We start from the raw sequence: 22,138 nt of genomic DNA on the forward strand, positions 1-22,138 counted from the left end.
CGCAAGATCACCTACTACCTCGACCGCCCGGACGTGATGAGCAAGTTCACCACCACCCTGAGCGCCGAGCAGCACAGCTATCCGGTGCTGCTGTCCAACGGCAACCCGATTGCCAGCGGCAGTGAAGAGGGTGGTCGTCACTGGGCGACCTGGCAGGATCCGTTCATGAAGCCGGCTTACCTGTTCGCCCTGGTTGCCGGCGACCTCTGGTGCGTGGAAGACAGCTTTACCACCATGAACGCGCGCGACGTGGCGTTGCGCATCTATGTCGAGCCGGAGAACATCGACAAGTGCCAGCACGCCATGGACAGCCTGAAGAAGTCGATGAAGTGGGACGAAGAGGTCTATGGCCGCGAGTACGACCTGGACATCTTCATGATCGTTGCGGTCAACGACTTCAACATGGGCGCCATGGAAAACAAGGGCCTGAATATCTTCAACTCCAGCTGTGTGCTGGCCAAGGCCGAAACTGCTACCGATGCTGCGCACCAGCGCGTTGAAGCGGTGGTGGCGCATGAGTACTTCCACAACTGGTCGGGCAACCGCGTGACCTGCCGCGACTGGTTCCAGTTGTCGCTCAAGGAAGGCTTTACCGTTTTCCGCGATGCCGAGTTCAGCGCCGATATGCACTCGCGCACGGTCAAACGCATCGAGGATGTGGCCTACCTGCGTACCCACCAGTTCGCTGAAGACGCCGGCCCCATGGCCCATCCGGTACGTCCGGACGCCTTTATGGAAATCTCCAACTTCTACACCCTGACGGTGTACGAGAAAGGCTCGGAAGTGGTGCGTATGATCCGCACCCTGGTTGGCGCCGAGGGTTTCCGCAAAGGCAGCGACCTGTACTTCGCCCGCCATGATGGTCAGGCGGTGACCTGTGATGACTTTATCCGCGCGATGGAAGAGGCCAATGGCATCGACCTGACCCAGTTCAAGCGCTGGTACAGCCAGGCCGGCACGCCGCGCCTGGAAGTCAGCGAAAGCTACGACGCGGCGGCCAACAGCTATCGCCTGCACTTCCGCCAGAGCTGCCCGGCTACTCCCGGGCAGGCGGAAAAACAGCCCTTTGTTATCCCTGTGGAGCTGGCTTTGCTGGATGCCCAGGGCCGTGAGCTGCCGCTGCAGCTAGTCGGTGAAGATGCGGCGGGTGGCCTTTGCCGTGTGCTGCAGGTGACCGAAGCCGAACAGGCGTTCACCTTTGTCAATCTGGCGGAAAAACCGCTGCCGTCCTTGCTGCGTGGTTTTTCTGCGCCGATCAAACTGAGCTTCCCCTATAGCCGTGATCAGCTGATGTTCCTGATGCAGCACGACAGTGATGGCTTCAACCGCTGGGAGGCGGGGCAGCAGCTGTCCGTGCAAGTGCTGCAGGAGCTGATTGGCCAGCATCAGCGTGGCGAGCCGTTGGTGCTCGATCAGCGTCTTGTCGAGGCTTGCCGTACTCTGCTGGCCGATGACTCGCTGGATCAGGCCATGGTCGCCGAAATGCTTTCGCTACCAGGCGAGGCATATCTGACCGAAATCAGCGAAGTGGCCGATGTCGAAGCCATCCACGCCGCCCGTGAGTTTGCCCGCAAGCAATTGTCGGATGCGCTGTTCGATCTGCTGTGGCAGCGTTATCAGCGCAATCGCGAGGTTTCCCGTGCCAGCGCCTATGTGGCGGAGGCCGAGCATTTTGCCCGGCGCAGTCTGCAGAACATCGCGCTGTCCTACCTGATGCTCAGCGGCAAGGCGGAGGTGTTGGCGGCTTGTCTGGAGCAGTTCGAGAACGCCGACAATATGACCGAGCGTTTGACTGCGTTGGCGGTGCTGGTTAACTCACCGTTCGAAGCCGAGAAGGCCGTTGCCCTGGCCAGTTTCGCCGATTTCTTCAAGGACAACCCGCTGGTGATGGATCAGTGGTTCAGCGTGCAAGCCGCCTGCGCCTTGCCTGGCGCGCTGCAGCGCGTTGAGCAACTGATGCAGCATCCAGCGTTTACCCTGAAGAACCCGAATAAGGTTCGTTCATTGATCGGTGCGTTTGCCGGGCAGAACTTGCTGGGTTTCCATCAGGCTGATGGCAGTGGCTACCGCTTCCTGGCCGATCAGGTGATTACCCTGAATGCCCTCAACCCGCAGATCGCTTCGCGCCTGCTGGCGCCGCTGACTCGCTGGGCCAAATACGGCAGTGCTCGTCAGGTTCAAATGAAAGCGCAACTACAGCGCATTCTGGCCTCGGGTGAGCTGTCCAGTGATGTCTATGAAGTGGTCAGCAAGAGCCTGGCTGGTTAATTAGTGAGCGGTAACAGTCTAGGGTGGCAGCGCCACCCTATATAAAGTGTTGGGTGCGCTTGATCGATTTTTGATCAGCGCGTTAACACTAAAGACCGATCCTGCAGATCTATGTGCAATGCATAGGGTTACAGGTTCTTCGTCGAGTCCTTCATATCGGTATAAAAGTGTTACCCGGCTTAATCAGGTAACACTTTTTGTGTTACCTGATTAAATGTAAGCAAAGTTTGCGCAATATGAATTGAACTGCTTGGCTTGACCTTGGCTGATTTGTTTGAAGCGTCTGGGCGTGTACAGCACAACAAAGTGACTGATCGCGCCAGATGGTAGGACAAAATAGGAAAAATCTGTCACTGCATGTGGTTGTCTGGTTGCTGAATGCTCAGTCACAAAGTGGTTTTATAGTTCGGTCGTGCTTCTCACTGGATTTTTTATACGGCCGTTTGAATTGGCACTATGGTTGCAGGGAACTAAATTGATTTGACCTCGTCATGGTGCACGCCAAACAGTGAGGTGCGTGTAAACGCGTTGGGGGCTTGCCTTCCAATCAACATTTAAGGCCGTCATCAGTACGGCCATAACGTGCCCCAGCGGTTGGGGTACAAAAAAGATGATCTGTCCACGGAGTAATGTTTCGATGGAAATTAAGTCCCGTAAGCCCGTATTGCGTTTCGCACCTGCCAAGGCAGGTTTTGCTTTTGTCGGTCTGCTTCCCCTGCTGGTAGCGGCTCACGCCCAGGCAGTGGAATTCAGCTTCGCCGACGATGAAATCAGCGGCTCCATCGATACCACCGTGTCCTACGGCCAACTTTGGCGCGTCCAGGGCCAGGACAAGACCAACAACGATATCAACACCAACGACGGTAACCGTAACTTCAATACCGGTCTGGTATCTGAAGTGTTCAAGATCACTACCGATATGGAAGTGACCTACCAGAACTACGGTGCCTTTGTGCGTGGTACTGCGTTCTATGACACCCAGATCATGGATAAGCGCAACGACTACTACGACACCAGCCTGGCTTATCAACCAAGCCAGAATGTGCCGAAAGACGACAGCTTTACTCGTGGCACTCGCCACTCGGCTGGCCGTAACGCAGAAATTCTTGATGCCTATGTTTATGGCAACTGGGATATCGCCAACATGCCGGTCGGTGTGCGCTTTGGTAAGCAGGTATTCAACTGGGGTGAAGGCTTGTTCTATCGCGGCGGCGTAAATACCACCAATCCGGTGGATGCCGGTAAGTTCCGTCTGCCAGGTGCAGAAGTCAAAGAAGTGCTGGTTCCGGTTGAAGCGCTGAGCTTTAGCGTTGGGCTGACTGATAATCTGTCCATGGATGCTTTCTACCAGTTCAACTGGAAAGAGTCAGCAATTGATCCAGTTGGCACCTACTTCTCCGAAACTGACTTGTTTGGTGAGGGTGGTAATACAGCCTATAACAATTTTGCCGGTACAGCGCTTGCGGGTGTTATTCCGGTTTATAACGGTGTGGCCAATCCTCTTAATCCAGGTTTGCCACTGCTTCGTGCAACGGGTCTGTTCCAGGATGGTGTTAATACTTCTTTTGGTAATATTCTCAAAGTTGCTGATGTTTCCGAAGATATTAATGCTAAGAATGATGGTCAGTATGGCTTGTCGTTCAAGTATATTTTTGAGGAGTTGAATTCTACGGAGTTCGGAGCTTATTTGGTTAACTACCATGCTAAAGAGCCTACTATTTACGCTGATTTGAATGGCTATCAAGGTGTTAATGTTGCGCAGCTAGCAACCAGTCCTGCATTGACTGGTGTCGATCTAGTACCACAAATTGGCGGTGTTCAGGGCTGTAACTCAGGTATTCCTGGTGTGCCGTCTTGTGCAACGTTGGCTGGTGGTCTTGCTACAGTAGATCTGTTGGGTTCTACTCAAGCTAAGCGCGAGTATGCTGAAGATATTCGTATGTATGGTTTTAGTTTTAATACTACTTTGAATGAAACGTCTGTTTTCGGTGAGTTAGCCTATCGTCCAAATCTTCCAGTAGGTATTGCAGCAACCAATGATCTGTTAGGCGACTTGGTTCTTCAAGGGGCAAAATTGGCAGATACCTCAGGTGCTATTCCTGGGGCTGGTACAGCTCTTATCTCTGGTAAGCAAATTGTTCGCAGTGGTTCCGTAAGTAACTCTCGTCGTGTTGAAGCTTTCAATGCCTCTATTGGCGCTATACATAATTTTGGCAATGCATTGAGCTTTGATTCGTTGTTTGGTGTTGCTGAACTTGCTTCTGAGCACCTTCGCGGTGACAGCCTGAAATATAACTCTGTTAATGGTGAGCGTTGCATCGCGGGTCGCGCCAATACGTCCTATTCGACTGATGCAGCTATGGCCAAGCAGGATTGTGCTACTAGTGATGCATACGGTTATACCCTGGTGCTGTCCGGTACTTGGAACGATGTTTATGCCGGCGTAAACCTGTCGCCATTCACCGTGTTCAAACACGATTTCCAAGGTAACTCGCATCAGACCGGTAACTTTATAGAAGACCGTAAGGCATACACTCTGGGTCTGCGTGCCAGCTACCTGAATAGCTTGGAAGCTGAAATTCAATACACCGAGTTTATGGGCGCCGGTCAAAGCAACTCTGGTCGCGACCGCGACAATATCGGTCTGAACGTCAAGTATTCCTTCTAAACATAACTAAAAAATATCGAGTGCCTGCGGGCACTCGGTTGCTGACTTATTTCACGGAGAATCAAGATGCTGAAAAAGCACACGCTGATTGGTGCTGCCATTGCGCTGGCACTGTCCGCTGGCAGCGCGTTCGCTGCAGTTTCGCCTGCGGAAGCGGCCAAGTTGGGCGCAAGCCTCACCCCGTTCGGTGCCGAGAAAGCCGGTAACGCGGCAGGCACCATCCCTGAGTGGACCGGTGGTATTACCCAGGCTCCGGCGGCTTACAAGACGCCAGGCCAGCACCACGTCGATCCGTTTGCTGATGACAAGCCGCTGTTTACCATCACCAAAGCCAATCTGGATCAGTACAAAGACAACCTGACCCCAGGTCAGATTGCGATGTTCAACACCTACCCGAACAGCTACCAGATGCCGGTCTACCAGACCCGTCGTTCCGGTTCTGCGCCAAAGTGGGTGTATGACAACACCATCAAGAACGCCAGCACGGCCAAGTTGCTCGATGGCGGTAACGGTTTCTCCGACGCCTACGGCGGCATCCCGTTCCCGATCCCGCAAAATGGCGTGGAAGCGCTGTGGAACCACATCGCACGCTACCGTGGTACCTACATCGTGCGTCGCGCTTCGGAAGTTGCCGTGCAGCGTAATGGCAGCTACTCCCTGGTGACCTCGCAGCAGGAAGCCATGTTCAAGTTCTACAACCCGAAAGGGACTGCCGCAGACCTGAACAACATCATGTTCTACTACCTGTCCTTTACCAAGAGCCCGGCGCGTCTGGCCGGTGGTGCGGTACTGGTACACGAAACCCTGGATCAGGTGAAAGAGCCACGTCAGGCTTGGGGCTACAACGCCGGCCAGCGTCGCGTACGTCGTGCGCCGAACCTGGCTTATGACACCCCGATCGCTGCCGCTGACGGCCTGCGTACTGCAGACGACACCGACATGATCAACGGTTCGCCAGATCGTTATGACTGGAAGCTGATCGGCAAGAAGGAAATCTACATTCCTTACAACAGCTATAAAGTCACCAGCCCTGAAGTGAAGTACAAGGACCTGCTGCAAGTCGGTCACTTGAACCCAGCCTTTACGCGCAACGAGCTGCACCGTGTGTGGGTGGTTGAGGGCACGCTGAAGTCGGGTTCGCGACACATCTACTCCAAGCGTACCCTGTTCCTCGACGAGGACAGCTGGCAAGCAGCAGTGGTTGATCAGTACGACGGTCGTGGCGAGCTGTGGCGCGTTTCGATTGCCTACCTGAAAAACTACTACGACCTGCCGACCACCTGGTCTGCGCTGGATAGCTTCCACGATCTGCAAGCCCGTCGTTACCACGTGCAGAACCTGGATAACGAAGAGCCAAGCACCATCGACTTCAGCCAGGCTGTGCCGGATGACGGTTACTTCAAACCTGCTGCGCTGCGTCGCCGCGGTACGCGTTAATCCGCGTGTAGGTTGAGCAAAAGGCCGCTACTGTTGTAGCGGCCTTTTGCTATTTGTCAGTCGAACAGGGCATGGTAGACGGGCGGGTTTAACAAAACATAACGTCGCGCCGATTGTCAGGCCTTTTGAAAGCTCAGTAGGATAGGCGCACTGCTAAAAGGGTAGTGCTACCTATAAGAATAAGGGGGAAGGTATATGAGTGAGCCCGTCATGCGGCGCACCCAGGCCGGTCGTGTTGTGGGGTCGTCCCGCGCACCGGCGCTCCGCGTCCACTCACCGATAGCCAAAGCGCTGTCGCTGTGCAGTGTGCTATCCGTGCTGATGTTTACCAGTGCGCCACTGCAGGCTGCCAGCGATGACGCCAGTCATTACTCGGTAGCCTCTGCCAAAGCTCAACACAGCCTGTTGCTGGATGTCGCCAGCCTGGGCAAGCGCCTGGTCACCGTCGGTGATCGTGGGCATATCCTCTATTCCGACGACAACGGCGCAAACTGGGTGCAGGCCAAGGTGCCGACCAAGCAGATGCTCACTGCCGTGTTCTTTATCGACGACAGCCATGGTTGGGCTGTTGGTCATGATGCGCAGATTCTTGCCAGCACCGATGGCGGCGCCACCTGGGTCAAACAGTTCGAAGACCTTGAGCGCGAAGCGCCGCTGCTGGATGTCTGGTTCAAAGACCGCAATAACGGTTATGCCGTAGGTGCATACGGCGCCTTGTTGGAAACCACTGACGGTGGCGCCAACTGGGAAGATGTCAGCGACCGTATGGACAACGAAGACGCTTACCACCTCAACGCCCTTGTCGAAGTAAAAGATTCCGGTCTGTTTGCCGTCGGCGAGCAGGGCGCGATGTTCCGTTCCGCGGACTGGGGGCAGACCTGGGAAACTCTGGAAGGCCCTTACGCCGGTTCACTGTTCGGTGCCCTGGGTACCGATGAGGCGGGAACGCTGCTGGTCTATGGCCTGCGCGGGCACCTGTTCCGCTCTGCAGATTTCGGTACGACCTGGCAGGCGATCAGCCTGAATACCGCCAACAATGGTCCTCTGGAATTTGGTCTGGCTGACGGTAATCGTCTGGTCGACGGTTCCATTGTGGTGGTGGGGCATGGCGGCACCGTACTTAAGAGCACCGACAACGGCCGCACTTTCAATGTGACCAATCGTGCCGACCGGCTTTCGCTGGCAGGCGTTGCAGCAATGGAAAACGGCAATCTGATTCTGGTAGGGCAGGGTGGCGTTCATGCTGCTGCGCCTACTGGCGCCGATCTGGGCCAACAATAATAAGCCGGGAGCCTTTGCATGAGTAAGCACCAACAACAACCTGCCTCCTTCCTGGAGCGGTTGATCTTCAACAATCGCCCGGCCGTTATTCTGCTGTGCCTGTTGATCAGTCTGTTTCTGTTCTTCCAAGCGGCGCAGGTGCGTCCGCAGACCAGTTTCGAGAAGATGATTCCGCTGGGGCATCCCTATATTCAGAAGATGCTCGAACACCGCAATGACCTGGCCAACCTGGGTAACACCGTGCGCATCTCGGTGGAAGCGGTGGATGGCGATATCTTCACCAAGGAATACATGGAGACGCTGCGTCAGATCAACGACGAAGCCTTCTATATTCCAGGTGTCGACCGTTCCGGACTGAAGTCGCTGTGGAGCCCAAGCGTACGCTGGACCGAAGTGACCGAGGAAGGCTTTGCCGGTGGCGAAGTGATTCCGCAAACCTACGATGGTTCTTCCGAAAGCCTGGAGGAGCTGCGCAGCAACATCCTCAAGTCCGGGCAGATTGGCCGTCTGGTGGCCAACAACTTCAAGTCGAGCATCGTCGACTTGCCGTTGCTGGAGACCTATGCCGACCCGAACGACCAGAGCAAGCAGATACCGCTGGACTACCAGAAATTCTCCCACGAGCTGGAAGAGAAGATTCGCGAGAAGTACCAAGCGCAGAACCCCAACGTCAAAGTGCATATCATCGGTTTTGCCAAGAAAGTCGGCGACCTGATCGATGGTCTGATTGGTGTTGCGCTGTTCTTTGCTGTGGCAATTGGCATCACCTTCGTTCTGCTGCTGTGGTTCACCCACTGCTTCAAGAGCACCCTGGCGGTGGTTCTGACCACGTTGATCGCGGTGGTCTGGCAGCTGGGCTTGCTGCATACCCTGGGCTTCGGGCTTGATCCGTACTCGATGCTGGTGCCGTTCCTGGTCTTCGCCATTGGTATTTCCCACGGTGTGCAGAAGATCAACGGCATTGCCATGGCCTCGGGCGAGGCGACCGATTCACTGTCCGCCGCGCGTATGGCCTTCCGTCAGCTGTTTATTCCGGGTTTGGTGGCGCTGCTGTCGGATGCCGTGGGCTTTATAACCCTGTTGCTGATCGATATCGGTGTGATCCGCGAGCTGGCCATCGGCGCATCCATGGGTGTGGCGGTGATCATTCTGACCAACCTGATTCTGCTGCCGGTGATGATCTCCTATATCGGCATCAGCAAGAAGGCGGTGCAGATCAGCCGTGAAGACGCCGCTAAAGAACATCCTTTCTGGCGTTTTCTGTCCAAGTGCGCGCACCCGATGGTGGCGCCGATTTCCGTGGTGGTGGCAATCGCAGCGCTGGCCGGTGGCGTGTGGTACGGGCAGAACCTGAAGATCGGTGACCTCGATCAGGGCGCACCCGAGCTGCATCCAGACTCGCGCTACAACCTGGATAACGATTTCGTCATCCGCAACTACTCCACCAGTTCCGACGTACTGGTGATCATGGTCAAGACGGCGCCTGAAGGCTGCTCGACTTACCCGACTTTGTCGGCCATGGATGAGTTGATGTGGAAGATGGAGAACACCGAGGGCGTGCAGTCAGCCATTTCCATGGTTACCGTGTCGCGTCAGGTGATCAAAGGCATGAACGAGGGCAACCTGAAATGGGAAACCCTGTCGCGTAACCAGGACGTACTGAACAACTCCATTGCTCGGGCCGACGGTCTGTACAACGGCGATTGCTCGGTGGCGCCGGTGCTGGTGTTCCTCACCGACCACAAGGCGGAAACCCTGTCGCGCGCGGTTAAAGTCGCCGAAGACTTTGCCAAGCAGAACAATCAGGACGGCCTGGAGTTTATTCTGGCCGCCGGTAACGCCGGGATCGAAGCGGCCACCAATGAGGTGATCGCAGCGTCTGAAACCACCATGCTGATTGCTGTGTATGCGGCCGTGAGCATTATGTGTCTGCTGACCTTCCGTTCGCTGGCGGCCACTCTGTGCGTGATCCTGCCGCTGGTGCTGACCTCGGTGCTGGGCAACGCCCTGATGGCCTATATGGGTATCGGTGTGAAGGTGGCGACTCTGCCGGTAATCGCCCTGGGTGTGGGCATTGGTGTCGACTACGGCATCTATATCTACAGCCGCCTGGAGACCTACCTGCGTCAGGGCCTGTCGCTGCAGGACGCCTACTACGAGACCCTCAAATCGACCGGTAAAGCGGTGCTGTTCACCGGTGTCTGCCTGGCGATCGGTGTGGCGACCTGGATCTTCTCGGCGATCAAGTTCCAGGCCGACATGGGCCTGATGCTGACCTTTATGTTCCTCTGGAACATGATCGGCGCGATCTGGCTGTTGCCTGCACTGGCTCGCTTCCTGATCAACCCGGAGAAGCTGCGCAACAAGGCCTAAGCCTGATACGCAGTCGCGACACAAAAAGCCGCGGCCCTTGGGCCGCGGTTTTTTATTGTCTATGGGTTAGGTTTGCAGATGGCTTTTGTGGCGTGGACTTGCCCGTTAATCGTGTTGGGCTCTAGAAGTTTCGCGGCCAAGGCCGCTCCCACAACAGCGGGCGTCGTAGCCCGGATAAGCCTTGGCGCAACCCGGGAGGTAGTCTCCGCCCAACTCACAGGCCACTGCGCCAGCATCCATGCCCCGGACTGCGCTGCGCTTGTTCGGGCTACGTGCTGAAATAGCAAAGCTTGCGGCTAAAGCGGAACGCCGCCCGGCCCCTCCCACGGCCTGTACTCGTGCCTACATGGCCGGCCCGCAATCCGTTAGCGAGGCAATCCGATGGCCGCTGCTGGGTTAGGTGACGCACAGATTGCGCAGTTGATGCTCAAGTCCTGCTTTGCGCCACACCCCCGTCTTGCAAAAGCTGCGCGTGTCGGACCTCTGACTAGATTGCAGTTAGCGCGGATACAACGGCGGCAGGGCGCTGGTGTCCGGGTTGGCGGTGCTTTCGAGGTCTTCCATGGCGGGCAGGCTGCGAATGGCCAGCCACAGGTTGCGGCCTTGCCAGTGTTGGCCGCTTTCGCTGTACAGCGCGCCATTCAGGCCGTCGAGGGCGTCGGACAGCGGGGTAAAGCGCGCGGCCATATCGGCGAGGGTTTCCGGTTGCTGGCGGGCCCAGGCGTCCAATGCATGGCGGGTGGCCTGTGAGTCGTTGGCCAGGCAGCTGCGCTTGAGGTCATCAAGCAGGTTGCGCTGGCTGGGGCCAGTTTGCTGGCTAGGCAATACCGGAGGCTGGCGACGCGCTCGCCACCACAGGGTAAAGCCGAGCAGGGTGGTCAGGCTCAGCAGCGCGGTACTGAGTTGCCAGGGCCAGAGGGGTACGTTGATAGTCTCGCTGACTGCCGGGCGTGCTGCTTCGACCGGCAGAGTTTCCAGGTTCGGGTTGGCGGCGACCTGCAGATTGCGCGCGGGCAGGCTGCTGCGTTCGAGCTGATCGGTCTTGGTGTTCCACCACAGCACCTCGATTGCCGGCAGGGTAATTTCGCCTTCACGATTGGCCACCAGCGCCTCGCGTTCTTCACGGCTGCCCACCAGGCCATTGTCGCTGGCCTGATTGGCCAGTTGCGGCTGATCGGGATAACGACGCAGGCCGGTAACCTGAGTGGCCGGCAAGGGTGGCAGTTGTGCGCTGGCCAGGCCTTCGACCTTGAGCAGCAGGCTGCGGGTCAACGAGTCGCCGACGCGGGCGGTTTCCGGCTGCGGACTCCACACCTCGCTCAGGCTTAGCGCGCGCGCTGGCAGCCAGGGTGCGTCGGCCGGGTAGCTGGCGGGCTTGGCTTTTACCGTCAGGGGGATTTCCGGCGAGCGGACCCGTACCACCTTGCCCGGGCGTGGGCCGAACGGGTTGTAGGCATTACTGGCGGAGCGATCAACTGCGGTGGCGGTAAAGGCCTGGGAGGGGATCAGCAGGTCGCCACTTTCTTGGGGGAAGATCGCGTAACGCAGCTCAATCACGCCATGGCGCACGCCGTTGATGTCTTTCTCATAGGTGCGCGGCTCGCCGAGGGCCTCAACGCGTGCCTGGGGCATATCCAGTTGGGTCAGGCTGCTGTCGTCGTAAAGCGACACGGAGTGGTAGATACGCAGCGTCAGCACGGTTTGCGCCTGCACATAGACGCTTTCCTGATCCAGGCTGGCGTCGATAAACACCGGCGCCAGGCGGCTGTCATCGGCGCTGGCGGCCTGCTGGACGTGCAGGGTAATCGGCTCGCTTTGCAGCTGGCCGAGGTTTAGCGGCGGTATCACCACATAGCCGCTGTGCTTGGGCTGCAGGGTGACGATCCAGCGGGTGCTGGCCTGGGCGCCATTGCTGCCGCTGGTCAGGCGGTTAACCTGGCGGGTGCCGAGCACTTCGAACAGCTCATTGAGCGGCTGTAGATCGGGTCTGCCGAACAGCGTGGCGTCATCCGATTCCAAGGTCAGCTCAACGCTTTCACCGGCATTCAGGCGGGTGCGGTCGACGCTGGCGGTCAGGCTTTGCGCGCTGACGTTCAGAGCCAGCAGGCCAAGCAGAAGGGTACAGAGCAGTCGGCTCATTGCAGTTGTTCCTGGCGCTGTTGTTGTTCCAGCCTGAATTTACGCCGCAGCAGCTCGCCCGGATCGTCGGGGATCTGCCGCAGCCATTGTTCCAATGCCTGGCGCCGTTCGCCGTCGAGGGCGGGCTCGGCGCTGGCGATCTGTTCTTCGCCGCTGTTGTCGTCTTCTTCTGGTTGTGGCGGCGGAGTCTCTGCGTCTTCGTTGGTGCCAGGTTGCGTGGGCTTCTCACTCTCAGCCTGATGTTCAGGCTCCGATGGCTTGGCCGGCGCCTGTTCGGCCTGCGGCTGGGCGTCTGGATCGGACTGGCCAGCTTGTGGCTGACTGCTGGGCTGATTTTGCTGCTCGTCGGGTTCTTGCGGGTTATCGCTTTGATTCTGCTGCTGTTGGTTCTGGCGCAGCAGCTCTTCGACCAGGGCCTTGTTCTTTTGTGCCTGGGCCAAATCGGGTTGCAGTTCCAGCGCCTGTGTGTAGGCATCCACGGCGGCTTCCAGCTCATTGCTGTGCGCCAGGGCGTTGCCACGGTTGTAGTGGTCGCTGGCGCTTTCACCATTGGCGAAGCGTTCGGCGGCAGCCGCGTAATCGCCGGCCTGGTAGAGCGCCTGGCCTTGCCAGCGCGGATCGTGGAAACGCTGCGCGGCTTCTGCCGGCTGCTGCGCCTCAAGCAGGCGCTGGCCCTGCTGGTCGGCGCGCAGCCAGAGGTCATCAAAGCTGAAGGCGTAGCTGTTTTGCGGCAGGCTCAGCAGCAACAGCGGCAAGCACAGCAGCCAGCCGCGGCGCGCGGCGCAGGCGGCGAGTAACAACAGCGGCAGAAGCAGCCAGTGGCTCTGGTCAGCCCAGGTTTCCAGGCGGGTCAGCTCGCCATCGCGGCGCAGCTGTTGCGGCGCATCGAGCAGGCCCAGGCTGCGCAGGTCACTTTCATCCAGAGTGACGCCCCGATACTGCCCGCCCAGCTCGTCGGCAAAGCGTTTGAGGCCGTTGCTGTCCAGGCGCGGCAGCAGGATGGTGCCCTGGGCGTCCTTGAGGAACGAGCCATCTTCCTGAATGATCGGCGCGCCCTGGGTGCTGCCAATCCCGAGAATACGCAGGCGTTCGCCACGCCGACCGAGGGCTTGGCTGATCGCCCGGCGTTGCGCTTCATCGAGGCTGCTGGTCAGCAGTAGCAGGCGGCCGTTGCCCTGGGCGCCCTGTTCGAGCAGTTGCAGGGCCTTGATCACAGCTAGGTCGGCACGCTTGCCCGGCTCGGGCATGATCCCCGGGTTCAGCACATCGAGCAGATTGCGGCTGGTGGCCAGGTCGTCGGACAGCGGCACCAGGGTATGTGCGCTGCCGGCATACACGACGATGGCGGTTTGCGCATCCTGACGTGCTTCCAGCAGGTCGAGCAGTTTACGTTTGGCCTGGGCCAGGCGATTGGGCGAGGCGTCGCTGGCGAGCATTTCCGGGGTCAGCTCCAGCAGTACCACCAGCGGATCGGCCGGCTTGGGGTTCTGTTGCTCGATGCGCTGCCAGCTTGGCCCGAGCAGCGCTAACAGTGCCAGCAGCCAGGCCAGGCCGAGGGCCAGCCAGGGCAGACGGCTGCTGCGCCCGCCTGTGGCGGTCAGCAGTGCGGTCTGGAAGGCAGCCGGCAACAGCGCCTGCCAGCGGCCGCTGCGTTTCTCCCGGTGCCAGAGCTGCCAGAGCAGAAAGCCCAGCAGCGGTGTCAGCAGCAGCCAGAAGGGTCGCTGCCAATGTGGCCAGAGGCTGATCAGTTCGTTCATGGCTGTTTCCCTCGCGGCAGGGTCAGCTGATTGCGCAAGCGTTGCTGCAGGTTCGGCCAGAGTGTCTGGCTGACCAGCAGCAGGCTGAGTAGCAGGGCCAGGCCCAGTGGCCAGGGATAGAGTGGCAAGGTCGGGCGCGCCAGGGTCGGCTTCTGCGCCACCGGTTCCAGGCGGTCGAGGGTCGCTTCGATGGCCTGCAGCTCTTCGCTGTCGCGGGCGCGGAAGTATTCGCCGCCGGTGGCCTCGGCAATCGCGCGTAGGCTTGGCTCGTCCAGATCGATACCTGGGTTGAAGCCGAGCATGCCGAGCACGCCGCCCTGTTCCGGGTCGGCACCGATGCCGATGGGGTAAATGGTGATGCCTTCCTCGGCGGCCAGGCGCGCGGCGGTCATCGGGTCGATTTCACCGGCGTTGTTGGCGCCATCGGTGACCAGCACCAGTACACGGCTCTGCGCCGGGCGCTCGCGCAAGCGTTTGACTGCCAGGCCAATGGCGTCGCCGATGGCGGTCTGCGGTCCGGCGATATTCTTCTGCGCTTCGTCCAGCCAGGTGTGCACGGTCTGTCGGTCGAAGGTCAGCGGCGACTGCAGGTAAGCGCGGCTGCCGAACAGGATCAGGCCGACCCGATCACCCTGGCGACCATCGATAAATTCGCCGAGCAGGTGTTTGACCAGGGTCAGGCGACTGACTTCCTGGCCCTCCCAGGTCATATCGGCGTAATCCATCGATCCGGACACATCCACGGCCAGCAGCAGGTCGCGGCCGCTGGCCGGCAGCGGCAGCGGCTCACCCAGCCATTGCGGACGCGCGCAGGCGAGCAACAGCAACAGCCAGATCAGCGCAAACGGCGCCTGCTGCCGCAAGGCCGGCAAGCGCACGCGGGCGCGGCGGCCGCTCAAACCTTCCAGTTCAGCCAGAAAGCTGATTTTCAGTGCCGCTTCGCCGCTGTCTGCCGGCGGCAGCCAGGCGCGCAGCAGCCAGGGCAGGGGCGCGAGCAGGAAGACCCAGGGCCAGGCAAACTCAAACATGTTTGCGAATCCAGATCGCCACGGCCTGGTTGAGGCCGGCGATGGCCTTGTCATCCAGGCTGCAGTGCGGGCGGTAGGCGCCTTCCACCAGAATCATCCAGCGGGTCAGGCCGGCGGCCGGGCAGCGGCTGTCGAGAAAGGCCAGCCAGGCGCGGCTGCTGAGGATATGGCTGTGGCTTTGCGGGTAACGCTCGCGGCACAGGCGTTTGAGGATGGCATTGAGTTGCTGCAGCCAGGGGCCGGCATCGACGCCGTCGTAGGGTTTGCTTAGGCGTTCGAGTTCGTTCAGCGCGGCCTGGCGCAGCGGATCGAGGGTTGCTTCGGCCGTCTGCCCGGCTGCTTTGCGTGGCAGGCGTTTAAGCAGCTTGAACGCGGCCCATAGCAGCAGTGGCAGCAGCACCGCGAGCAGCCACCAGCCCGGTGCCGGCGGCCACCAGCTGATCGGCGCAGGGGCGATCAGCGGTTCGAGTTGCTCCAGCGGGTTCACAGGGCTTTCCTCGGCCGCTGGGCATTCAGGTGCTCGCGCAGCTGTTCGATCATCTCGCTTTGGGTGTTCAGGGCCAGCAGCGGTACGCCGAGTTTCTGCGCTAGGCGCTGCCAGCGCGCCTGGCGGGCATCGGCCAGGCTGCGGTAGGCCTGGCGCAGTTCGGCGTCCTGGGTATCCAGCTCCAGCTGCGCGCCGTGCTCGGTAAAGCGCAGCAGGCCGGCATTCGGCAGGGCATGGTCGAGCGGGTCGGAGAGCGGTAGCAGCAACAGGTCGGTATGCCGCGCGAGCAGCAGCAACTGCTGCTCGCTGCTGTCACTCAAGGTGCGTTCATCACAGAGGATCACCACCAGGCTGCCGGGGCGCAGCACTTCGCGGGCGCGGCGCAGGGCCAGGCCAAAGCTGTCGCGGCCGCCCTGGCTGTCGTTGCTCAGGGCCTGATTGGCCTTGGCCAGGCGGCTGAGCAGTTGCAGCAAGCTCTGCTTGCTGCGCCGTGGTTTGATTTCGTGGTGTTCCAGGTCGCCAAATACCAGGCCGCCGATGCGGTCGTTATGGCCCAGCGCGGCCCAGCCGATCAGGCTGGCGGCCTGGGCGGCAAGCACCGACTTGAACATCAGCCCGGAGCCGAAGAACAGCCGCTTGCTCTGCTCGACCATGATGTAGATCGGCCGTTCGCGCTCTTCATGGAACAGCTTGGTGTGCGGCTCCTGAGTACGCGCAGTAACGCGCCAGTCGATGGTGCGCACATCGTCGCCGGCCTGGTACACGCGCACCTGGTCGAAGTCCACGCCGCGCCCGCGCAGTTTCGAGTGGTGCAGGCCAATCAGCGGGCTGCGCCGCGCCGGGGTGGAAAACAGCTGCACCTCACGCACACGGTGGCGCATCTCGATCAGTTCACCGAGGCTGACGCGAATGCCGGGTTGCGTGGGTTGCTCGTGCATGGTGGTTAGGCGACCGCCACGACGTCGAGAATGCGCTGCACCACGCGGTCCTGGTCGATGCCGGCGGCTTCCGCTTCGAACGACAAAATGATGCGGTGACGCAGCACGTCGAACAGCACCGCCTGGATATCTTCCGGGCTGACGAAATCCCGACCGGCCAACCAGGCGTGGGCGCGCGAGCAGCGGTCCAGGGCAATCGAGCCGCGCGGGCTGGCGCCATAGGCAATCCACTCGGCCAGTTCCGGGTCGAATTTGGCTGGGGTGCGTGAGGCCATCACCAGTTGCACCAAATACTCTTCCACCGCATCGGCCATATACAGGCCGAGGATTTCCTGGCGCGCGGCAAAGATCGCCTGCTGGCTGACCAGCTGCTCGGGCTTGGTTTCGCCATTCAGCGCTTCACCACGGGCCTGGGCGAGGATCTTGCGTTCCACGCTGGCGTCGGGGAAACCGATCTTCACGTGCATGAGAAAGCGGTCGAGCTGGGCTTCTGGTAGCGGGTAGGTGCCTTCCTGCTCAATCGGATTTTGCGTGGCCAGCACCATGAACGGCAGCGGCACCGCCAGGGCACGCCCTTCGAGGGTGACCTGGCGCTCCTGCATGACCTCCAGCAGCGCCGCCTGGGTTTTGGCCGGGGCGCGGTTGATTTCGTCAGCCAGCAACAGGTTGGTGAACACCGGGCCCTTGCGCAGCTTGAACTGTTCGCTTTGCAGGTCGTACACGGCGTGACCGGTGATGTCGCTAGGCATCAGGTCCGGGGTGAACTGGATGCGTGCAAACTCGCCGCCGAAGCAACGCGCCAGGGCGCGTACCAGCAGGGTCTTGCCCAGGCCGGGGACGCCTTCGATCAGTACGTGGCCGCCGGCAATCAGGGCGGTAAGCACATCGTCAACCACCGCATTCTGGCCGATCAGCGCCTTGTGCAACTCCAGGCGCAGGGCCTGGGCAAGCTGGCTGGCGCGCTGGCGCTGCTGCGCCGGATTGCTCGGCGCGGGGGCAGGGGCGGCAGCGACCAGAGGTTCTACGGCGGGGCTGCTCAGCGGTTCGGGCGTGTATTCGCTCATAGGGCATTCCTGAGTGTTTGCAGGTGGGCGACCTGACGGGTGAAGTCGACGGCGGACAGGCGCTGCTGGGTCAGCGGTCGCATGGCTTGGCTGATGGCGCGGCTGGGTAAGCGGGTCAATCGTCCCAGTACCTGCCATTGTTCGGTTACACCGAGTCGTTCGAAACCGGGGTGACGGTAGTGCGCGCGGCGCCTGATATCCCGTTGCAGGCCTTGTAGCAGGCTGTGCTGGCCGCAGCGGCGCAGGAGGAAGTCGGCGCTTGCGCGCAGGTGCTCCTGCAATTGCCGGCGATGGGGGCTGGCCGGCGCTTGCAGCGGACCCTGACGCATACCGACGCGCCACAGGCCGAGACCCAGCAGTAGCGCCAGGGCCAGCAAGGCCTGGGGGAAGTAGCGCAGCAGCAGGTTGAACAGGCTGTCGCGATCGGCATGGTAGAGCAGGGTCACGGCGCTGTCCTGGCTCAGGTACCAGAGCAGCCAGGCATTGTCGTAATTGGCGATGCTATCGTTCTGCCAGATCCAGCTGTCGCTCAGCACGCTGACCAGGCCGTCGCCATGATAGAGCTGAACCAGGTGGGTTGCCGCAGCGCTGTTGGCCCAGGCATGGGCGCGATTTTCGGCATCGTAGAGGTGAAAGTCGGTGTCGAAACTGAAGTAGGCCGGGGCTTGCTCGTTTTCCAGGTAGAGCTGGGTCAATTCGGGGTAGGCGCTGGCCGTGGTCTCGTCGGCATCCAGAGCGGGCTCCTCGGTCTCACCGTCTGGCTGGTCTAGCTCGTCGCTCTGGTACTGCTGAATGCCCAGGCTGTCGAGCAGTAGGTCAGCACTTTTACCCTCATCCTCATCCCACAGGCGTTCGGCAACGAACACCAGGTGCCCACCTTTGGCCGTCCAGGCCAGCAGGTGTTCGACTTGGCGCGGGCTCATGCGCTGGCGGTCGGCAAGCAGCAGCAGGGTCTGCCCGGCACTGGACAAAGTGGGTAGCAGCCGCAAGTCAGCGCTGCGCTGCACCTTTAGGCCCTGCTGGCGGAGAAAATGCTCGGCGGCCAGGTACGGATTGGCCTGCGCTTCGGGTGCCGGGCCATGCGCGACGGTTTCTGCATAGGGTTGCGCGCGGCTCAGCAAATAGAGGCCGAGCAAGCCCATGCCAAGCACCAGCGCGCTGCCGAGCAGTAATAAGTGGCGTCTGCTCATCCTCGCGCCCCGTCATCGAACAGGTCTCGCCAGTCTTGGCATAGCGCCTGGCGCAGATTATCTGGCGGCAGGCGCTGGCCGTAGGCGAGGTTCTGCCAGTGCAGGGTCAGGGTCTGGCTGAAGGTGGTCAGTTCGGGTTGCTCCAGGCCCTCGATCAGGTGCAGCACTTCGCTCTCGGTAAAGGCGCTATTCAGGGGCAGTCGATAGTCCTCCAACAGGCGGCTGAGCAGGGCGCGATAGAGCAGGCCGAGGGCCGCGCGGGGGTGTTCGGCCCAGAGTTGCTCGGCTGCGCCGGCGATATCTGCGGGCAAGCTTTGGGCGGTCACTTCCAGGCCGAACAGTTGGCTGCTGGGCGGCGTTGCGGCGCGCTGCGGCAGGCCAATACGCCTAACGAAGGCGCCGAGCCATTGCCGGTAGCGCCAGATCAACAGTGCCGCCAGTCCGAGCATCGCCGCCCAGAGCAGGGCCTCGAAAAACAGCGCGACGGCGTCGATGCTGTTCCAGAACTCGGCCAGCTTGAAGAACTTCTCGATCAGTTCAAACAGGCCGCTGAGTTGCTCCTCGCTCCCGTCTGCGGCGTGTTCTGGCTCGCCGAAGCGCCAGCGGGTGACAGTTTCGCGGTGTTCAAAGGGCGGCTGATCCAGCAGTTGACTGATGCTGTCCTGGGCTGCCTGGCTGTTCAGCGGTTGTTTGAGCAGGCGCGCGGCCTCGGGGCCGGGCAGCGGGCTGGTGACGGTCTCGGCGGCCATGGCCGCGGTCGGCGTCTGCAGTAGCAATAAGCCGCAACCGAGCAACAGGGCGTAGGCCACACCGGTCAGGCGCTGGCGCAGTTGGCGGAACACCAGTTCGATATCCCAGCCCTCCAGGGCGGTGCGTCGGTTCAGGTAGAGGGTAAAGCCGCAGGCGACGTAGACCGGCTCCCAGACTATCAGCACCAATACGTACAGCAGGTTGGACAGGTGTTCCAGCCACAGCCACTCGTCGACTGCTGCATTGGCCAGGCTCTGCCAGCTCCAGTCCAGCTCTATCTGCGCCGGCAATAGCAGGTAGAACAGGCTGGCCAGGCCCAGCCACAGCGCTATCTCCAGGTGCATGCCGACCACCGTCAACCAACTTGCGGCGCCCGCATCGCGCTGGCCCAGGACTACCAGGCGCTGGCTGCGCGCCTGACCGGACAAGCCTTCGAGTTGCAACACCGGCAGGTCGAAGCTGCGCGTCGGACTGAACCGGCGCCAGGTCAGGCTGGCTAGCAGTTGTGGCCTGAGCAGGCTGGGCAAGGCCTTGAGCGCTTGCTTGAGACTGGGTGTGTCGCCGAACAGGGCGCGGGCGAGGATGTACAGCGGCAGGCGCTCGTAGGCCGGCTTCAGCCACCAGAAGACGAATATCGCCCAGCCCGGGGAGTCCCACAGCAACAGGCAGAGCAGGGCGAAGATCGGCACTGTGACCAATGCCCAGCTGGCCATCAGCAGGCCTGCATGACGACGTGCCAGGAGCACGCCGAGGTCCAGTGCTTCCCAGGGGCTGCGCGGGCGGATTGCCACGCTGGCATCAGTCAGGCGCATGGCTACCTCGCCCGGCCAGCAGCAGGTAACTCAGCACCAGCAGCCAGAGTATGGCGCCAACTGCATATTTGGCGGTCGGCTCGGCGAAGGTCATCGAGGACCAGTAAGCCTCGACGAACGCCGCGAGCAACAGCAATACAATCACGCCGCCAATCAGGCGCACGCTGCGCCCGGCGGCCAAGCGCAAGGCTTCGCTGCGTGACCGGCGACCTGGCGCCAGCAGTGCCCAGCCAAGTTTGAGGCCGGCGGCGCCAGCCAGGGCGATGGCGGTGAGTTCGAAGGCCCCGTGGCCGATGACGAACGACCAGAAGGTCTCGCCATAGCCGATCTGGGTCAGGTGGCCGGCCACCGCGCCGATCATCAAACCGTTGAACAGCAGGAAGAACAAGCTGCCCTGGCCGAACAGCAGGCCTCTGGAGATGGTCTGAAAGGCAATGCCGATGTTGTTCATGATGTAGAAGCCGAACATCAGCCAGTCGTCGCCCGACTGGCGTTCGCCGAAGCGTCCAAGGCGCCGGGCGTCGGGGTCGTACATCTGCTCCATGCTTGCCACTTGTGCGGGGTCGACCAGGCTGTAGATCAGTTCGGGGAACAGGTAGACCAGTACCCCCATGCCCAGCAGGCTGCCGAAAAACATCAGGCTGGCAACCAGCACGCAGCGCCATTCGGCGCGAACCAGGCGCGGGAAGCCGGCCAGTAGGAAGCCGATCAACTGCGGGCCCAAGGGGCTGCGGTGGCGATAGAACTGTTGGTGGCCGCGCAACACCAATTGCTGGAGCTGTTCAGTCAGGTGGTTGCTGTAAGCCCGCGCCTGGGCTAGGGCCAGTTGTTGGCAGAGGCGCCGGTAAGCCGCGGCAAAGCCCAGGCACTGCTGGAGGTCGGTCGTGCCGCGCTCGAGGGCGTCAAGTTGTTCGGCGAAAGCTTGCCAGTCGGCTTGGTGGCGGTTTTCGAACAGGTTCTGTTTCATGTGGGTCCCAGCAAGCTGCGGGCGAGGCTGTTGATGCGTTGTTCCGCCTGCTCGCGGGGGATCTGTAGCGGCTCGGCCAGAATCGCCGCCAGCTCGGCACGGCGTTCAGTGGACAGGCTGGCGCCACGCTCGGCAAATCCGAGCACGGCTCGTTGCTCGAACCGGTCCAGAGCAAAAGGTGCAGGCAGCGGTTCGGCCTGCGGCAGGCTCGGGCGTTCGGGTACGGTGTCGCGGTAGACCACCAGGGTACCGGCGGCAATATCGCCGAGGCGTTTGAACGCCGGGTGATTGAGGCAGCTGAGAATGCCCAGCGTGTAGGCGAACGGCAGCAGATCGACAAAACGCAGCAGGTTACGGGTCAGTGAGGCGGCCCAGCCGACTGGGGTGCCGTCATCGTGCACTACACGCAGGCCGAGGATTTGCTTGCCGGGGGAGCGGCCCTGATTGAATACCTCGAACAGCACCATGTACCACCAGGTCACCAGAAACAGCAGGATAGTCGCCAGGCCCATGCCGAGCTTGCCAAGCAGGCCGAGGACGACGTACATCACCAGCAACAACAGGCCGCGAATCAGCAAGTCGATGGCGAACGCCAAGGCGCGCGGCACCAGGCCCGCAGGACGCAGGATCAGGTCGATACCTTCCGGGGTTTCCACCTCATAGCGGGTATCCAGCAGTGCAGTTGACGGCAGGATTGACGGTCGAGGTGAGCGCGAAGTTGGCGAGGTGGCGGAATACGGCATCGGCGGTCTGCGCTGAATAAACCCCGATGCTAGCCAGCGGCTGACGGCGAAGCAACCGCTGTGCATGCAAACTGCGTTTGAGGGGGCAATCCGTACCCGCCTTACCTCGCCACGGACGGCCACGCCTTACAGGCTGCTAGACTGGCGTCGTCCATTGCCCATAGGAAGCCGCCGTGACCTCCAGTCTGTTCTGGTACGACTACGAAACCACCGGTATCGATCCGCGCCGCGACCGC

Annotated in this window: 15 protein-coding genes; 5 read left to right on the plus strand and 10 right to left on the minus strand. The window is 60.8% G+C overall.

The features are described 5' to 3' along the window. From pepN to Q8O69_RS19055, 5 genes are all read left to right on the plus strand, one after another. Window positions 1-2,268, plus strand: a 2,268-nt coding sequence (gene pepN, locus Q8O69_RS19035) for an aminopeptidase N (protein ID WP_305593743.1), incomplete at its 5' end; no start/stop codon positions are given. 637 nt (window positions 2,269-2,905) lie between these two features. Next, entirely contained in the window at window positions 2,906-4,936 is a 2,031-nt protein-coding gene (locus Q8O69_RS19040; RefSeq protein ID WP_305593744.1) for a DUF1302 domain-containing protein, read from the plus strand. Window positions 4,937-5,002: 66 nt separating this feature from the next. Then, on the plus strand, window positions 5,003-6,373 hold the full coding sequence (locus Q8O69_RS19045) for a DUF1329 domain-containing protein (protein WP_305593745.1): 1,371 nt from the start codon (window positions 5,003-5,005) through the stop codon (window positions 6,371-6,373). Between the two features lie 195 nt (window positions 6,374-6,568). Then, window positions 6,569-7,654 (plus strand): YCF48-related protein, encoded by a 1,086-nt coding sequence (locus Q8O69_RS19050; RefSeq protein WP_305593746.1) that lies wholly within the window; start codon window positions 6,569-6,571, stop codon window positions 7,652-7,654. Window positions 7,655-7,672: 18 nt separating this feature from the next. Continuing rightward, on the plus strand, window positions 7,673-10,027 hold the full coding sequence (locus tag Q8O69_RS19055) for an RND family transporter (protein WP_305593747.1): 2,355 nt from the start codon (window positions 7,673-7,675) through the stop codon (window positions 10,025-10,027). A 498-nt stretch (window positions 10,028-10,525) separates the two neighbouring features. On the opposite strand, the gene Q8O69_RS19060 is transcribed toward Q8O69_RS19055, so the two are convergent. Genes Q8O69_RS19060 through Q8O69_RS19105 form a run of 10 tightly spaced genes read right to left on the minus strand, consistent with a single transcriptional unit; the run spans window position 10,526 to window position 21,902 of the window. Then, the gene (locus tag Q8O69_RS19060; protein WP_305593748.1) at window positions 10,526-12,166 is read right to left on the minus strand and encodes a BatD family protein; all 1,641 of its coding nucleotides are present in this window, start codon (window positions 12,164-12,166) and stop codon (window positions 10,526-10,528) included. Further along, entirely contained in the window at window positions 12,163-13,923 is a 1,761-nt protein-coding gene (locus Q8O69_RS19065; RefSeq protein WP_371136187.1) for a VWA domain-containing protein, read from the minus strand. Before Q8O69_RS19065 ends, Q8O69_RS19060 begins: the two co-directional genes overlap by 4 nt. After that, window positions 13,920-14,951, minus strand: coding sequence for a VWA domain-containing protein (locus Q8O69_RS19070; protein WP_305593749.1), 1,032 nt, complete (start codon window positions 14,949-14,951; stop codon window positions 13,920-13,922). Before Q8O69_RS19070 ends, Q8O69_RS19065 begins: the two co-directional genes overlap by 4 nt. Continuing rightward, window positions 14,944-15,438: a DUF4381 domain-containing protein gene (locus Q8O69_RS19075; RefSeq protein ID WP_305593750.1), complete on the minus strand. Its 495-nt coding sequence runs from the start codon at window positions 15,436-15,438 to the stop codon at window positions 14,944-14,946. Before Q8O69_RS19075 ends, Q8O69_RS19070 begins: the two co-directional genes overlap by 8 nt. After that, a complete protein-coding gene (locus tag Q8O69_RS19080; RefSeq protein WP_305593751.1) occupies window positions 15,435-16,376 on the minus strand; it encodes a DUF58 domain-containing protein in 942 nt (313 codons plus the stop codon). The genes Q8O69_RS19075 and Q8O69_RS19080 overlap by 4 nt, the downstream gene beginning before the upstream one ends. A gap of 5 nt (window positions 16,377-16,381) precedes the next feature. Then, on the minus strand, window positions 16,382-17,440 hold the full coding sequence (locus tag Q8O69_RS19085; protein WP_305593752.1) for a MoxR family ATPase: 1,059 nt from the start codon (window positions 17,438-17,440) through the stop codon (window positions 16,382-16,384). Continuing rightward, entirely contained in the window at window positions 17,437-18,630 is a 1,194-nt protein-coding gene (locus Q8O69_RS19090) for a DUF4350 domain-containing protein (protein ID WP_305593753.1), read from the minus strand. The genes Q8O69_RS19085 and Q8O69_RS19090 overlap by 4 nt, the downstream gene beginning before the upstream one ends. Next, entirely contained in the window at window positions 18,627-20,192 is a 1,566-nt protein-coding gene (locus tag Q8O69_RS19095; protein WP_305593754.1) for a DUF4129 domain-containing protein, read from the minus strand. The genes Q8O69_RS19090 and Q8O69_RS19095 overlap by 4 nt, the downstream gene beginning before the upstream one ends. Further along, window positions 20,179-21,159, minus strand: a complete 981-nt coding sequence (locus tag Q8O69_RS19100) for a stage II sporulation protein M (RefSeq protein ID WP_305593755.1) — start codon at window positions 21,157-21,159, stop codon at window positions 20,179-20,181. The genes Q8O69_RS19095 and Q8O69_RS19100 overlap by 14 nt, the downstream gene beginning before the upstream one ends. Beyond that, window positions 21,156-21,902, minus strand: a complete 747-nt coding sequence (locus Q8O69_RS19105) for an RDD family protein (RefSeq protein ID WP_305593756.1) — start codon at window positions 21,900-21,902, stop codon at window positions 21,156-21,158. The genes Q8O69_RS19100 and Q8O69_RS19105 overlap by 4 nt, the downstream gene beginning before the upstream one ends. Window positions 21,903-22,138: the final 236 nt, after the last annotated feature.

This window comes from Pseudomonas sp. (genome assembly GCF_030690725.1).
Taxonomy (GTDB): Bacteria; Pseudomonadota; Gammaproteobacteria; order Pseudomonadales; family Pseudomonadaceae; genus Aquipseudomonas.

Bases quoted from the DNA above. Each gene is read 5' to 3' on its own strand.
- Q8O69_RS19105 (WP_305593756.1), bottom strand. From the start codon at position 21,902: ATGCCGTATTCCGCCACCTCGCCAACTTCGCGCTCACCTCGACCGTCA.
- Q8O69_RS19055 (WP_305593747.1), top strand. From the start codon at position 7,673: ATGAGTAAGCACCAACAACAACCTGCCTCCTTCCTGGAGCGGTTGATC.
- Q8O69_RS19085 (WP_305593752.1), bottom strand. From the start codon at position 17,440: ATGAGCGAATACACGCCCGAACCGCTGAGCAGCCCCGCCGTAGAACCT.
- Q8O69_RS19050 (WP_305593746.1), top strand. From the start codon at position 6,569: ATGAGTGAGCCCGTCATGCGGCGCACCCAGGCCGGTCGTGTTGTGGGG.
- Q8O69_RS19080 (WP_305593751.1), bottom strand. From the start codon at position 16,376: ATGCACGAGCAACCCACGCAACCCGGCATTCGCGTCAGCCTCGGTGAA.
- Q8O69_RS19095 (WP_305593754.1), bottom strand. From the start codon at position 20,192: ATGCGCCTGACTGATGCCAGCGTGGCAATCCGCCCGCGCAGCCCCTGG.
- Q8O69_RS19100 (WP_305593755.1), bottom strand. From the start codon at position 21,159: ATGAAACAGAACCTGTTCGAAAACCGCCACCAAGCCGACTGGCAAGCT.
- Q8O69_RS19090 (WP_305593753.1), bottom strand. From the start codon at position 18,630: ATGAGCAGACGCCACTTATTACTGCTCGGCAGCGCGCTGGTGCTTGGC.
- Q8O69_RS19070 (WP_305593749.1), bottom strand. From the start codon at position 14,951: ATGTTTGAGTTTGCCTGGCCCTGGGTCTTCCTGCTCGCGCCCCTGCCC.
- Q8O69_RS19065 (WP_371136187.1), bottom strand. From the start codon at position 13,923: ATGAACGAACTGATCAGCCTCTGGCCACATTGGCAGCGACCCTTCTGG.
- Q8O69_RS19060 (WP_305593748.1), bottom strand. From the start codon at position 12,166: ATGAGCCGACTGCTCTGTACCCTTCTGCTTGGCCTGCTGGCTCTGAAC.
- Q8O69_RS19040 (WP_305593744.1), top strand. From the start codon at position 2,906: ATGGAAATTAAGTCCCGTAAGCCCGTATTGCGTTTCGCACCTGCCAAG.
- Q8O69_RS19045 (WP_305593745.1), top strand. From the start codon at position 5,003: ATGCTGAAAAAGCACACGCTGATTGGTGCTGCCATTGCGCTGGCACTG.